At 72.2% G+C, this 13,752-nt stretch carries 15 protein-coding genes; 12 read left to right on the forward strand and 3 right to left on the reverse strand.

Translation table 11 applies throughout. The features are described 5' to 3' along the window. From AB9M23_RS14730 to nusB, 5 genes are all read left to right on the forward strand, one after another. Entirely contained in the window at positions 1–1,395 is a 1,395-nt protein-coding gene (locus AB9M23_RS14730; RefSeq protein WP_372425316.1) for an NAD(P)(+) transhydrogenase (Re/Si-specific) subunit beta, read from the forward strand. Positions 1,396–1,428: 33 nt separating this feature from the next. Further along, entirely contained in the window at positions 1,429–2,274 is an 846-nt protein-coding gene (locus tag AB9M23_RS14735; RefSeq protein WP_372425317.1) for an alpha/beta hydrolase, read from the forward strand. Next, positions 2,271–2,750, forward strand: coding sequence for a GNAT family N-acetyltransferase (locus tag AB9M23_RS14740; protein WP_372425318.1), 480 nt, complete (start codon positions 2,271–2,273; stop codon positions 2,748–2,750). Before AB9M23_RS14735 ends, AB9M23_RS14740 begins: the two co-directional genes overlap by 4 nt. Before the next feature lie 100 nt (positions 2,751–2,850). Beyond that, positions 2,851–3,342, forward strand: a complete 492-nt coding sequence (gene ribH, locus AB9M23_RS14745; protein ID WP_372425319.1) for a 6,7-dimethyl-8-ribityllumazine synthase — start codon at positions 2,851–2,853, stop codon at positions 3,340–3,342. Between the two features lie 4 nt (positions 3,343–3,346). After that, entirely contained in the window at positions 3,347–3,829 is a 483-nt protein-coding gene (gene nusB, locus AB9M23_RS14750; protein WP_372425320.1) for a transcription antitermination factor NusB, read from the forward strand. A 79-nt stretch (positions 3,830–3,908) separates the two neighbouring features. Here nusB and AB9M23_RS14755 read toward each other — a convergent pair whose 3' ends face one another. After that, the gene (locus tag AB9M23_RS14755; protein WP_372425321.1) at positions 3,909–4,760 is read right to left on the reverse strand and encodes a DUF2189 domain-containing protein; all 852 of its coding nucleotides are present in this window, start codon (positions 4,758–4,760) and stop codon (positions 3,909–3,911) included. Positions 4,761–5,038: 278 nt separating this feature from the next. On the opposite strand from AB9M23_RS14755, the gene AB9M23_RS14760 reads away from it, so the two are divergent. From AB9M23_RS14760 to trmFO, 7 genes are all read left to right on the forward strand, one after another. After that, on the forward strand, positions 5,039–6,460 hold the full coding sequence (locus tag AB9M23_RS14760; protein WP_372425322.1) for a circularly permuted type 2 ATP-grasp protein: 1,422 nt from the start codon (positions 5,039–5,041) through the stop codon (positions 6,458–6,460). A 50-nt stretch (positions 6,461–6,510) separates the two neighbouring features. After that, on the forward strand, positions 6,511–7,449 hold the full coding sequence (locus AB9M23_RS14765) for an alpha-E domain-containing protein (protein ID WP_372425323.1): 939 nt from the start codon (positions 6,511–6,513) through the stop codon (positions 7,447–7,449). A 40-nt stretch (positions 7,450–7,489) separates the two neighbouring features. Next, positions 7,490–8,395, forward strand: a complete 906-nt coding sequence (locus AB9M23_RS14770; protein ID WP_372425324.1) for a transglutaminase family protein — start codon at positions 7,490–7,492, stop codon at positions 8,393–8,395. A 42-nt stretch (positions 8,396–8,437) separates the two neighbouring features. Beyond that, positions 8,438–9,190: a proteasome-type protease gene (locus AB9M23_RS14775; RefSeq protein WP_372425325.1), complete on the forward strand. Its 753-nt coding sequence runs from the start codon at positions 8,438–8,440 to the stop codon at positions 9,188–9,190. 296 nt (positions 9,191–9,486) lie between these two features. Then, positions 9,487–9,642, forward strand: coding sequence for a DUF1127 domain-containing protein (locus AB9M23_RS14780; protein WP_372425326.1), 156 nt, complete (start codon positions 9,487–9,489; stop codon positions 9,640–9,642). 161 nt (positions 9,643–9,803) lie between these two features. Then, a complete protein-coding gene (locus AB9M23_RS14785) occupies positions 9,804–10,250 on the forward strand; it encodes a hypothetical protein (protein WP_372425327.1) in 447 nt (148 codons plus the stop codon). 60 nt (positions 10,251–10,310) lie between these two features. Continuing rightward, complete coding sequence (trmFO, locus tag AB9M23_RS14790; protein WP_372425428.1) at positions 10,311–11,837, forward strand: methylenetetrahydrofolate--tRNA-(uracil(54)-C(5))-methyltransferase (FADH(2)-oxidizing) TrmFO; 1,527 nt, start codon at positions 10,311–10,313, stop codon at positions 11,835–11,837. A 132-nt stretch (positions 11,838–11,969) separates the two neighbouring features. Here the strand turns inward: trmFO and AB9M23_RS14795 are convergent, their stop codons facing one another. Continuing rightward, positions 11,970–12,473, reverse strand: a complete 504-nt coding sequence (locus AB9M23_RS14795; RefSeq protein ID WP_372425328.1) for an RNA pyrophosphohydrolase — start codon at positions 12,471–12,473, stop codon at positions 11,970–11,972. Positions 12,474–12,489: 16 nt separating this feature from the next. After that, a complete protein-coding gene (locus tag AB9M23_RS14800) occupies positions 12,490–13,749 on the reverse strand; it encodes a divergent polysaccharide deacetylase family protein (RefSeq protein WP_372425329.1) in 1,260 nt (419 codons plus the stop codon). Positions 13,750–13,752 lie beyond the last annotated feature (3 nt).

Raw genomic sequence — 13,752 nt, forward strand, 5'->3', positions numbered from 1 at the left:
ATGGGCGACAACCTCGCGAACCTGCTCTACCTCGTCTCGGGCGTGCTCTTCATCCTTGCGCTGCGCGGGCTCTCGCACCCGACGACGTCGCGCCAGGGCAACACGTACGGCATGGTCGGCATGGCGATCGCCGTGCTCACCACGCTCGTCTACGCCCCGCCGGCGATCGGCGGATGGCTGCTCGTGATCGTCGGCATCGCCATCGGCGGAGGCATCGGCGCGCTCATCGCCAAGCGCGTGCCGATGACGGCGATGCCGCAGCTCGTCGCGGGCTTCCACTCGCTCGTCGGCCTCGCCGCGGTGCTCGTCGCCGCGGCCGCGCTCTACGCGCCGCAGGCCTTCGCCATCGGCGCGCCCGGCGCGATCGGGGGCGCGAGCCTGTTCGAGATGGCGCTCGGCGCCGGCATCGGCGCGATCACCTTCACCGGCTCGATCATCGCCTTCCTGAAGCTCGACGGGCGGATGTCCGGCAAGCCGATCATGCTGCCCTCGCGGCACGTGATCAACCTCGCGCTCGGCGTGGGCGCCTTGATCCTCATCGGCGTCTTCATGGCGACCGAATCGGCGCTCGCCTTCTGGCTGCTCGTCCTGATCGCGCTGGCGCTCGGCATCCTGTTGATCATCCCGATCGGCGGCGCGGACATGCCGGTCGTCGTGTCGATGCTCAACTCCTACTCGGGCTGGGCGGCGGCGGGCATCGGATTCACGCTCGGCAACCTCGCGCTGATCATCACCGGCGCCCTCGTCGGCTCGTCCGGCGCGATCCTGTCCTACATCATGTGCAAGGGGATGAACCGCAGCTTCATCTCCGTCATCCTCGGCGGCTTCGGCGGCGAGACCACGGCCGCGGGCGGCGGCGAGGCCGAGACGCGCCCGGTGAAGAAGGGCTCCGCGGAGGACGCGGCCTTCATCATGAAGAACGCCTCCAAGGTCATCATCGTGCCGGGCTACGGCATGGCGGTCGCCCAGGCGCAGCACACGCTGCGCGAGATGGCGGACCTGCTGAAGGCGGAGGGCGTCACGGTCAAGTACGCGATCCACCCGGTCGCGGGCCGCATGCCCGGCCACATGAACGTGCTGCTCGCCGAGGCGCAGGTCCCCTACGACGAGGTCTTCGAGCTCGAGGACATCAACGGCGAATTCGCGCAGGCGGACGTCGCCTTCGTCATCGGCGCGAACGACGTGACGAACCCGGCCGCGAAGACGGACAAGACCTCCGCCATCTACGGCATGCCGATCCTCGACGTCGAGAAGGCGGGCACGGTGCTCTTCCTCAAGCGCGGCATGGGCTCGGGCTATGCCGGCGTCGAGAACGAGCTGTTCTTCCGCGACAACACGATGATGCTCTTCGGCGACGCCAAGAAGATGGTCGACGAGATCGTCAAGTCGATGTGAGCCGGGACGGGGCGCGCGGGCGGGGAGCGGATCATGCTTTCGCGGCTCGCGCGCGCTTTCGTCCTCGTCGCCGGCCTCTACGCGACGCTCGTGGGCGCGCTCTACGTCTTCCAGCGCGCCCTGCAATACCCCGCGCCGCAGGGCATCGCCACCTCCGCCGAGGCGGGGGCCGTGGGCTTCGCGGACGTCGTGCTCGAAACAGCCGACGGCGAGCGGCTGACCGCCTATTTCCGCCCGCCGGAGCCCGGCCGCGCGCTCGTCGTCTACTTCCACGGCAATGCCGGCTCGATCCGCCAGCGCGCCCCGCGCGCGGCGGCGCTCGCGGAGGGCGGGCGCGGCGTGCTCATCACCTCCTACCGCGGCTATTCCGGCTCGACCGGCTCCCCCACCGAGGAGGGCCTGATCGCCGACGGCCGCGCCGCACTCGCCTTCGCGCGGGCGCACGCGCCGGCCGAGCGCATCGTGCTCTACGGCGAATCCCTCGGCACCGGCGTGGCGGTGGCGCTCGCCGCGGAGACCGAGGTCGGCGCGGTGGTGCTCGACGCGCCCTTCACCTCCGCCGCCGACGTGGCCCGCATGCGCTACCCCTTCGTGCCGATCGGCCTCCTGATGCACGACCAGTTCGACTCGGCCGCGCGGATCGGCGCGGCGGACGCGCCGCTGCTCGTCCTGCACGGCACGGCGGACCCGGTCACCCCCTTCGCCCAGGGCCGGGCGCTCTACGAGGCGGCGCGCGCGCCAAAGCGCTTCGTCGCGTTCGAGGGCGAGGGGCACGTGCGCCTGCTCGAGAACGGCGGGCTCGCCGAGGTGCGCGCGCTGCTGGATGCGGTCGAGGACGGGCGGGCGGCGGAATACCTGATGGAGGAGGCCGGCGGATGACCCTCGCCATCCGCACAGCCGGCCCCGCCGATCGCGGGACCTGCGTCGACCTGATCGATGCGCTCAACGCCTACGAGGCGACGCTCGTCGACGACCGGCTCACCACGCGGGCCGCCGCGGAGGCGGCCTACGCCGCCGCGGTCGACCGTGTCGCGCGCACCAGGGGGCGCATCCTGCTGGCCGAGGAGGACGGCCATCCCGTCGGCCTCCTCGTCTTCGTGATCGACGAGGAGCACCCCTACGTCCGCGAAGACGTCCGGCGCTACGGTCAGGTGGCCGACCTCGTCGTCGTCGAGGACGCGCGCGGGCGCGGGGTCGGGCGCGCGCTGCTGGCGCAGGCGGAAGCGCTCACGCGCGAGGCCGGCCTGAAGCGCCTCGCCATCGGCGCGCTCGCGGCGAACGCGGGCGCGCTCGCCGCCTACCGCCGCGCCGGCTTCGGCGACTACCTGACGCTCCTCGTCAAGGACGTCTCCTGAAGCCTCCGCACGGACGCCCATCGACCGCCCATGCCGCACTTGCCCTTCGCGCCCGCGCCCCTTAACTGAGGCGCCCGACCCCCGCACGAGACAGCCCACCATGGTCGCCACGCATGCCGAGAGCCGCCCGCTCGCCCCGCTTCCCGGGGCGCGCGTCCTGATCGTGGAGGCGCGCTACTACGACGGCATCGCCGATGCGTTGCTGGAAGGCGCGCGCGCAGCCTGCGCGGCGGCGGGGACGGACGTCGACGTGCTCACCGTCGACGGTGCGCTCGAGATCCCCGCCTGCGCCGCCATCGCGCTCGACGCCGCCGCGGCCACGGGCCGGCCCTACGAGGCGGTGGTGACGCTCGGCTGCGTCATCCGCGGCGAGACCGCGCATTTCGACATCGTCGCCTTCGAGAGCGCACGGGCGCTGATGGACCTCTCGGTCGCGCGCGCGATGCCGCTGGGCAACGGCATCCTCACCGTGGAGGACGAGGCGCAGGCGTGGGCGCGCGCCCGGGTCTCGGAGATGGACAAGGGCGGGGGCGCCGCGCGCGCCGCGCTCGGCCTCGCCGCGCTCGCGCGGCGCCTGCGCGGGGGGGCGTGACGCCATGGCGAAAGATGCCAAGCCCAACCGCGCCGCCGCCCGCGCCGCGGCCCGCCTCGCGGCGGTGCAGGCGCTCTATCAGATGGACGTCGCCGGCAAGGGTGTGGTCGACGCGCTCGCCGAGTTCGAGGCCTACTGGATCGGCCGCGAGGTCGAGGGCGTCGAGGCGGCCCCCTCCGACATCGACTTCTTCCGCGACATCCTCCAGGGCGTGGTGCGCGAGCAGCGCCCCGTCGACATGAAGGTCGACGCCGCACTCGCCGCCAAGTGGCCCCTGAAGCGCGTCGAGGCTGTCCTGCGCGCCATCCTGCGCGCCGGCGCCTACGAGCTGATGTTCCGGCGCGACGTGCCGGCGCGGGTGGCCATCACCGAGTACGTCGACGTCGCCCACGGCTTCTACGGCGAGGACGAGCCGGGGCTCGTCAACGCCGTGCTCGACGCCGTGGCGCACGAGGTACGCGGGGAGGAGTTCTCGAAGGGGCGGTGAGGGGGCCGCCGAGCGGGTGTCGTGCCGGACGCCGAGGCGCTCCGCACCCGCGTCGCGACCCGGGAGGACAGCGGCTGCATCAGCCTGCCGCCCCCTCCCCCACGGGCTCCACCACGCGCCGGTACAGCCGCCAGGTCGCGTGCCCCAGCGCCGGGAGCACGATCAGGAGGCCCAGGAAGAACGGCACGATCGCCAGAATCAGCAGCGCCACGATGAAGGCCGCCCAGCCGAGCATGGGCTTGGGGTTCGTCACCACCGCCTTCACGGAGGTGATCATCGCCGTGATGAAGTCGACGTCCCGGTCGAGCAGGAGCGGGAAGGAGACGACGGTGAGCGAGAACAGGGCCGCCGCGAGGAAGGCGCCGACCACGTTGCCGACGACGAGGAACATCAGCCCCTCGGGCGTGGTGAACACGACCGTGAGGAACGCTCCCAGCGTGGCGAAGGACTGGTAGCCCAGGAAGATCGCCAGCAGCAGGCGCACCTGGTACATCCAGATGATCATGATGAACAGGGTCACGAAGGCCATCCAGCCCAGCTCGCGCTTGGACTGGCTGAAGACGACGCCGAGCACCGGGCCGAAGGCGAGCGGCTCGCCGGTCTCGCGCCGGCGCGAGACCTCGTAGAGCCCCACCGCCACGAAGGGCCCGATCAGGGCGAAGCCCGCCGCCAGCGGGTAGGCGAGGTAGCCCATGCCGGAATAGGCGGTGAGCAGCACGAGGGCGATGCCGGCGAGCGCGTAGACCGCCCCGAAGAACAGCCCGAAGCGCGGCGCGGCGCGGAAGTCGCTCAGCCCCTCGGCGAGCGCGGCGCGCACGTCGTCCTGCGTGATGGTACGCACGACCGGCTCGGCGCGCGGGCGCGCGTCCGTCTCGGCGCCCTCGTCGGTCCGCGGCGCCCCGGCGTGATCGGCGTTGGTGGTGTCGGCCATGGTTTCCTTCCCTCGCCCTCGGAACTCTGGTCTCGTCTCGTTCGTGTGCGGGTCTCGGGGGAGAGCGGAGAGTGACCGATTTTTCGCCCGCCGCATAGGCCCCTTCGGTGCCCGCGTGGCCACGTTGTAGCGCGTGCGGGCCCCGCCCGGCGCCGGCCGCGACGGGACCGGCGGGGCATTCGCCCTTCGCAGGGGGCTTCCCCTGGCGTGCCTCTTGCCTCTACGCTCGTGGTTGCGACCCGCGGCGAACGCGGGCGGCGTGAACGACGAGGGAGCGGATGGCGGCGTTCGACGAGATGGATGGGGGCCAGGGGCCCGACGCGTGCCGGGCGGCCTACGGCCGGCTCAAGCGCTGGCTCGCCACGACGCCGCGGGACGTGTTCGACGCGCGCCGCAGCCAGGCGGAGCTGTTCTTCCGGCGCATCGGCATCACCTTCGCGGTCTACGGCGACGCGGAGACGACGGAGCGGCTGATCCCGTTCGACATCATCCCGCGCGTGATCACGCGCGACGAGTGGGCGCGCGTCGAGGCCGGGCTCACCCAGCGCGTGAAGGCGCTCAACCTGTTCCTGGCGGATCTCTACGGGCCGCAGACGGCGCTCGCCGCGGGCATCGTGCCGCCCGAGCTGATCCTGCGCAACGAGCACTACCGGCTGGAGATGCAGGGCGTCGCGGTGCCCCACGGCATCTATTGCCACATCGCCGGCATCGACCTCGTGCGGGTCGACGAAGACACGTTCTACGTGCTCGAGGACAATGCGCGCACGCCCTCGGGCGTCTCCTACATGCTGGAGAACCGGGAGGTGATGATGCGCCTCTTCCCGGAGCTGTTCGCCCAGCACCGGGTCGCGCCGGTGGAGAACTATCCCGACGCGCTGCTGGCCACCCTGCGCTCGGTCGCGCCCAACACCGGCAAGAAGGACCCGACGGTGGCGCTGCTCACGCCGGGCCAGTACAATTCCGCCTATTACGAGCACTCCTTCCTCGCCGACCAGCTCGGCGTCGAGCTGGTGGAGGCCTCCGACCTCGTGGTGCGCGAGGATCGCGTCTACATGCGCACCACGGAGGGTCCCAAGCGCGTGGACGTGCTCTACCGGCGCATCGACGACGACTTCCTCGACCCCCTCGCCTTCCGCCCGGATTCGGTGCTGGGCGTGCCGGGGCTCTTCGGTGCCTATCAAGCAGGCAACATCACGCTGGCCAACGCCGTCGGAACCGGCATCGCCGACGACAAGGCGGTCTACACCTACATGCCGGAGATCATCCGCTTCTTCCTCGACGAGGAGCCCATCCTCGGGAACGTACCGACCTGGCGCTGCCGGGAGGAGGAGTCGCTGAAATACGTGCTCGACCACCTCTCCGAGCTCGTCGTCAAGGAGGTCAACGGCTCGGGGGGCTACGGCATGCTGGTCGGGCCGCACGCCACGAAGGAGCAGTTGGAGACCTTCCGGCGCAAGCTCAGGCACGATCCGTCGGGCTTCATCGCCCAGCCGACGCTCGCGCTCTCGACCTGCCCGACCTTCGTCGCCTCGGGCGTGGCGCCGCGGCACGTGGACCTGCGCCCCTTCGTGCTCTCGGGCGCGGACGGGGTGCGCGTCGTGCCCGGCGGGCTCACCCGCGTCGCGCTCAAGGAGGGCTCGCTCGTCGTGAACTCCAGCCAGGGCGGCGGCACCAAGGACACCTGGGTGCTCGACGGCTGATCGCCGCGAGCCGCCACCCGCCCGCGTTTCGCGTCACCACGGACGAGGCCATGCTCTCACGCACCGCCAACAGCCTGTTCTGGCTCTTCCGCTACACCGAGCGTGCGGACTTCATCGCGCGCATCCTCGATGCGACCGTGCGCCTCGCCGCGCTGCCGACGAGCTACGGCGAGCGCAACGAATGGGAGAGCGCGCTCGAGGCCGCGGGCTCGGCGGAGATCTTCCGCGAGCACTACGGCGCCGTGACGGAGGACACGGTGCGGGACTTCCTGGCCTTCTCGCCGCACAACCCTTCCTCGATCCGCTCCTGCCTGGAGCGGGCGCGCACCAACGCGCGGGCGGTGCGCACCGCGCTCACCCTCGAGATGTGGGAGACGATCAACGGCGCCTGGCTCGAGCTGAAGAAGTACCGCAACGCCGACATGAGCCGGGAGGACTTCGCCCGCTTCCTCGAATGGGTGAAGAGCGTCTCGCTCGACTTCGACGGCTCGGCCTACCGCACCATGTTGCGCAACGACGCCTACTACTTCACCCGACTCGGCGTCTCGATCGAGCGGGCGGACAACACCGCGCGCATCCTCGACGTGAAATACCACGTGCTGCTGCCGCCGACGGAACGCGTCGGTGGCTCGCTCGACTATTTCCAGTGGACCACGATCCTGCGCGAGGTGCAGGCGCACACGGCCTATCACTGGGTCTATCGCGAGAGCGTGAAGCCGTGGCTCGTCGCGGACCTGCTGATCCTCAACAAGCAGATGCCGCGCTCGCTCGCCTGCTGCTACGAGAGCCTGGTGCGCCACCTCGACCTCGTGGCGGATCTCTACGGCCGGCGCGGCCCCGCCCAGCGCCAAGCCAGCGACTGCGCGGCGCGGCTGTCGGCGATGCGCATCGAGGAGGTGTTCGGCCGGGGGCTGCACCAATGGGTGACGGAGTTCATCATCGACAACAACAAGCTCGGCTCGGCCATCGCGGATCAGTATCTCACCTGAGGCGCGAGGGCGGGACCGGCGGTTCGCGGGGAGGCGCGCCATGCGCATTCGCATCGAGCACGAGACGACCTATTCCTACGAGGAGCCCGCGCGGGGGCTGATCCAGATCCTGCGGCTCACCCCGCGCGCCCACGTGGGCCAGCACGTGGTGCGCTGGCGCATCGAGCCCTCCCTCGACGGCGCGCTGCGCCAGGGCGAGGACGCGCTCGGCAACGTCGTCCACCGCTTCGCCGCCGAGACCGCGGGCGACGCGCTGACGATCCGCGTCACCGGCATCGTCGAGACGGACGAGACCCACGGCGTGGTACGCGGCACGGTGGAGCGGGCGCCGGACCTCTACTTCCTGCGCACGACGCCGATGACCGCTCCCTCCGACGCCCTCGCCGCCTTCGCCGCGGAGGTCGCCGGCGAGGCGGCGCGGACCGATCCGCTCGCGGCGCTGCACGCGCTCAACACCGCGCTCGCCGCGCGCATGACGATGGAGCGCGGCCCCGCCGATGCGGCGATCGGCGCGGCCGACGCCTTCGCCGCGGAGCGGGGTGTCGCGCAGGACCTCGCCCACGCCTTCGTCGCCTGCGCCCGCCACCTCGGCATTCCCGCCCGCAACGTCTCGGGCTATCTCCACCGCGGGGACGATGCCGACGGCGAGGCGGGCGCCGGGAGCGCGCCGGTCCAGGGCGCACAGGTCCAAGGCGGGCACGTCCATGCCTGGGCCGAGGCGCTCGCGCCACGGCTCGGCTGGGTGGCGTTCGATCCGTCCTTCGGCGACTGCGCCGGGCCGAGCCACGTGCGCGTCGCCATCGGCCTCGACGCGCCCGGCTGCGCGCCGGTGCGCGGCGCGCGCTACGGCGGCGGCACGGAGAGCCTCTCCGTGCGTCTCTCGGTGCAGGACGCGGCGGGCGGCGCGCCCGCGCCCGTGCAATCACGCTCGCAGACCCAGTCCTGACGCATCCCGCGGCCCCGCCGCCTCCCACCGGACGCCCCGCACATGACCTATTGCGTCGGCCTGCTCGTCGAGCAGGGGCTCGTGATGATCGCCGACACCCGCACGAACGCGGGCCTCGACAACGTCTCGACCTTCCGCAAGCTCACCGTCGTCGAGCGCCCGGGAGACCGCGTGCTGGCGCTCGCGAGCGCTGGCAACCTCTCGGTCTCGCAGACGGTGGTGAGCCTGCTCGAGGAGGGCGTGGAGGACCCCGAGACCGGCGCCGTGGCGCGGCTCGAGGACCAGCCGAGCCTGTTCAAGGCGGCGGAGCTCGTCGGGCGCGCGATTCGCGAAGTGCGCGCCGTCCACGGGCCGGCGCTGGCGGAGGCGGGCGTGACCTTCGACGTGTCGTTCCTGTTCGGCGGCCAGATCCGCGGCGGGCCGATGCGGCTCTACATGATCTACGCCGCGGGCAACTTCATCGAATGCGGGCAGGACGCGCCCTTCCTGCAGATCGGCGAGCACAAGTACGGCAAGCCGATCCTCGACCGTGCCGTGCGCTTCGACGGGGACCTCTACGACGCCCTCAAGATCGGCCTGATCTCGATGGACTCCACCATGCGCTCGAACATCGGCGTGGGCCTGCCCATCGACGTGCTGGTGCTGCGCCGCGATGCGCTCGCACCGGAGGTGAACCGGCGCATCGAGGCGGGCGAGCCCTATTTCCACGACCTGCGCGAGCGCTGGTCGGCGGCGCTGCGGGCGGCGCACATGGCGATCCCGCGACCGCCCTACGCGCCCAAGCGCGGCGGCTGAGGCGCTGCGGCCAGGCTTGCTGCCCGATTAACGTGCATGGCGGAATTCGGGCAACTCTTCGTGCCGAAGCGTCCCGCTCAGCGCATCCGTAAAGGATTTGTGACCGATTCTCGGCAGCATCATGCGCGGGACGCATGCCTGATTTCGACTTTCGCCTCTAACGCCCGTGGGCGAACTCCATATATTGCAGTGCACAAGACAGGACGCGACGGCGCCGCACCGATGCGGAGCCGCGCGGCCGGTCCTTCGTTCGTCCCCCTGCGCGTCCCCCGGACGTTCCCTTGGAGTCTCCACCGATGTTCCTCACCTGGGTCCTCTCCCGCATCCGCGCCTACCAGCGCTACCGCCGCACCGTGCGCGAGCTCGAGCGCCTCTCCGACCGCGAGCTCAACGACGTCGGCCTCTCCCGCGGCGACATCGACCACGTCGCCCGCCGCTACGCTCATGCATGACACGCGACGCATCGCTGCGCCGCTGCGAACGCCGGCCGGGAACCTCCCGCGCCGGCGTTCTTGTTTCTCGCCTGATACATCATTCGAACGTATGTTTTATCTGCTGACGTAATAGAATTTCGATGCTATCCTATCGGCGGTCCGAAGCGACGGAGGCCGCCATGACCGTGCGCGTGGAAACCCGCGGCTGCGAGCCGCCACCCCGGTCCTGCGCCGATGCGGGCACCGCGTTCCGGCTGCCCTCGCCCCCGCCGCCGCGCGAGGACGCCTGCGCGCTCGACGCGGCCTTCCGCGACACCCGCACCTTCCTGGCCGCCAATCGCCTGTTCATGGGCGAGACCTTCGGCGCGGCCGCCGTGGAGCCCGGCGGGCGCTGGGCGCTCGAGCAGGGCGTCGAGGTCGGCGGCGCGTTCCTGTCGTATCTGGAACGGCCGGGCGTCACCGCGCTCCACCCGAGCCCGGAAGACGCCGCGCGCGCCTTCGCCGAGGACGAACTCGACCTCTCGCCCGAGGCGGCGCGGCGCTTCGCCGAGGACCTGACGACGCTTGTGCGCCGCGCCGCCGGCGGGGCGGCGGACGAGGCCGCCCGCCAGGCGCGCCGGTCCTGAAGCCGGAGCGCGACCCCGTGCGGCCTTGACGCCGGAGCGGTGCTCGCGCATCTGTCCCGGATGTCGAACACCTCGCAGATCGAGCCCGTCCACGTCGTCGGCGGGGGCCTCGCCGGTTCCGAGGCCGCCTGGCAGATCGCCCGCGCCGGCGTGCCCGTCGTGCTCCACGAAATGCGTCCCGTGCGGACGACCGAGGCGCACAAGACGCACGGTCTCGCCGAGCTCGTGTGCTCGAACTCCTTCCGGTCGGACGATGCGGAGGCGAACGCGGTCGGCCTGCTGCACCAGGAGATGCGCCGGCTCGATTCGCTGATCATGCACACCGGCGACCGGCACCAGGTGCCCGCCGGCGGCGCGCTCGCCGTCGACCGCGACGGCTTCTCCGAGGCGGTAACGGCGGCGCTCGAGGCGCATCCGCTGGTCACGGTCGACCGCGCCGAGGTCGCCGGGCTCCCGCCGGAGGACTGGGACTCGGTCGTCGTGGCGACCGGTCCCCTCACCTCCCCCGCGATGGCCGAGGCGATCCGCGGCCTCACCGGCGCCGACGCGCTCGCCTTCTTCGACGCCATCGCCCCCATCGTCTACCGCGAGAGCGTGGACATGTCGGTGGCGTGGTTCCAGTCGCGCTACGACAAGCCCGGGCCGGGCGGCACCGGGGCCGACTACCTCAACTGCCCGATGAACCGGGACGAGTACGAGGCCTTCGTCGATGCGCTGCTGGCCGGCGAGAAGACCTCCTTCAAGGAGTGGGAGGCGAACACCCCCTACTTCGACGGCTGCCTGCCGATCGAGGTCATGGCCGAGCGCGGCCGCGAGACGCTCAGGCACGGGCCGATGAAGCCCGTCGGGCTCACCAACCCGCACAGGCCGGACGAGAAGCCTTGGGCGGTGGTGCAGCTGCGCCAGGACAACGCGCTCGGCACGCTGTTCAACATGGTGGGCTTCCAGACGAAGCTGAAGTACGGCGCGCAGGCCGCGATCCTGCGCATGATCCCGGGGCTCGAGAACGCCGAGTTCGCCCGGCTCGGCGGGCTGCATCGCAACACCTACCTCGACTCACCCCGCCTGCTCGACGGGACGCTGCGCCTGAAGGCCGCGCCGCGACTGCGCTTCGCCGGCCAGATCACGGGATGCGAGGGCTACGTCGAGAGCGCGGCGGTCGGCCTGATGGCGGGCCGCTTCGCCGCCGCCGAGCGGCTCGGGCGGCCCCTGCGGCTGCTGCCGCCCACCACCGCGATGGGCGCGCTCGTCGCCCACATCACCGGCGGCCACATCGTCGCCGAGGAGGAAGACGCGCCGGCGGAGGGATCGGGGGCGGAGGGATCGGGGGCGGAGGGATCGGGGGCGGAGGAATCGGCGACGGGAGGGCTGCCGAAGCCGGCGAAGCCCCGCTCGTTCCAGCCGATGAACGTCAATTTCGGCCTCTTCCCGCCGCTCGAGGGCGCTCTGCCCAAGGGCGAGGACGGCAAGCGCCTGCGCGGCTCGGCGAAGGCGATCGCGCGCAAGAAGGCTCTGACGGACCGCGCGCGCGCCGACCTGGCGGCATGGCTGGCGCAGGCGGGGGAGATGGAGGTCGCGGCGGAGTAGCCGCCGGCGTGAACCCCGCGGTTCGGCTCGTCGCCGCGCATCCCGATGCATGCCCGACACGGTCCACGGAGGGGGCTGCCCTCGCGCGCAGGAGCGCCCGCCCTCCTCGCACGCCCCTCCTCGCACGCCCCTTCACGGCGCTGCGAAGCGCGCGAAATCCGCCACGACCCGCTCGTAGACCGAGCGCTTGAAGGGTATGATCAACTCCGGCAGGCGCTCCAGGCGCTCCCAGCGCCAAGCCTCGAACTCGGGCTCGTGGCCGGCGGGGCTGGCGATGTCGATCTCGCTCTCGTCGCCCTCGAAGCGGAAAGCGAACCATCGCTGCGTCTGGCCGCGCCACTTGCCCTTCCAGGCCTGGGCGGCGACCGTGCCGGGGAGGTCGTAGGCGTACCAGTCCGCCGCCTCGCCGAGCAGGCTCGCGCTGGTGACGTTCGTCTCCTCGTGGAGCTCGCGCCGCGCCGCCGCGAGCGGGTCCTCCCCCGGGTCGATGCCGCCCTGGGGCATCTGCCAGACGAAGGGACCGTCGACGTGCTCGGGGCCGGAATCGGGCAGACGCTTGCCGACGAAGACGAGGCCCTCCCGATTGAAGAGCGCGACGCCCACGCAGGGGCGGTAGGGCGGAAGGTCCTTCGTCATCTCGGCCTCCGATCGATCATCCACCCGGCGTCGCCAGCGCGGCGGAGACCGGCACGAGCCGCACGCCGCGCTGCTCGGCCCGCGCGGCCCAGGCCGCGATGCGATCGACCGTCATCGGCAGGGCGCTCGCCGTCGCGACCGCGATGCCGCGCTCGCGGGCGAGCCGCTCGAGCCGGGCGAGCTCCGCGTCGATGCGGTCGGGATCGGGCACCGTGTCGAGCACCACGTCGCCGACGGCCAGCGGCATGCCGGCCTCGGCGGCGAGCGCCGGCGCGCGGCTGCGCGAGGACGTGCCGTCGTCGACCCAGGCGAGCCCGCGCCCGCCGATCTCGGCGACGATCGGCTGGAGACTCGCCGCGTCGCCGGTGAGCTTCGCGCCCATGAAGTTGACGACTCCGACATAGCCGGTGAACCGCCCCATCACCCAGTGCAGCCGATCGCGGTTGTCCTCGACGGACGCCTCGGTCGTGAGCGTGTGCGGGCCGGGGTCGCTGCGGGGATAGTCGAAGGGCTCCATCGGCACCTGGAGGAAGACCTCGTGCCCGTTCTCCCGGGCACGCGAGACGTGGCGGTCGAGATCGCCGCCGTAGGGCGCGAAGGCGAGGCTCACGTCGGGCGGCAGGCGATCGACGGCGCGGGTCGTGCCGGACTGGCTGATGCCGAGCCCCGTGACCAGGATGGCGACGCGGGCGCTCTCGGAGAGGCTCATCGGCGTCGGCGGGCGGGCGTAGACCCGCGCGGGCGTCGACCCGTCCTCCCCGACCCGCGGCAGGAGACCGTAGCGGGTGCGCTCGACGAGGCGCGGGTCCGGCGCGGGCGCGAGCCCGCCGGACGGCGCGGCGCCGGAGGGGGTGGGCGGGGTCCCCTCCCCCGGCGGCACCTGGATGATCAGCGCGCCGGGCTCCGTCGCGCCACCGGGCCGCGTCACGGAGACGCCGGACGCCCGCTCCAGCTCGGCCGCGGTCGTTCCCGCGCCGGAACCGGGGGGCGGCATGTCCTGGATGAGGGCGAGACCGCTCTGTGGCGCGCCACCGGCGGCCGGACCGCCCGGCAGGGGCGTGGCCGGAGGCGGGCCGTCGCGGATGTCGACGACGACCTGCGGGTCTCCGCCGCCGGGGTCGTTCACCAGCGCGAGATAGCCGCCGATCAACGCCGCGAGCACCATGGCCGCGCCCGACGCGACGCGCCCGAGCGGCAGGCGCGCGAGCAGGGACCGCCCGCGCTCCTTGCGCTCGGTGCCGAGCGGTGTCGTCAGGTCGTCGGACGCGCTGGACACGTA

Source organism: Salinarimonas chemoclinalis (assembly GCF_041514305.1).
In the GTDB taxonomy this organism is placed as follows: domain Bacteria; phylum Pseudomonadota; class Alphaproteobacteria; order Rhizobiales; family Beijerinckiaceae; genus Salinarimonas; species Salinarimonas chemoclinalis.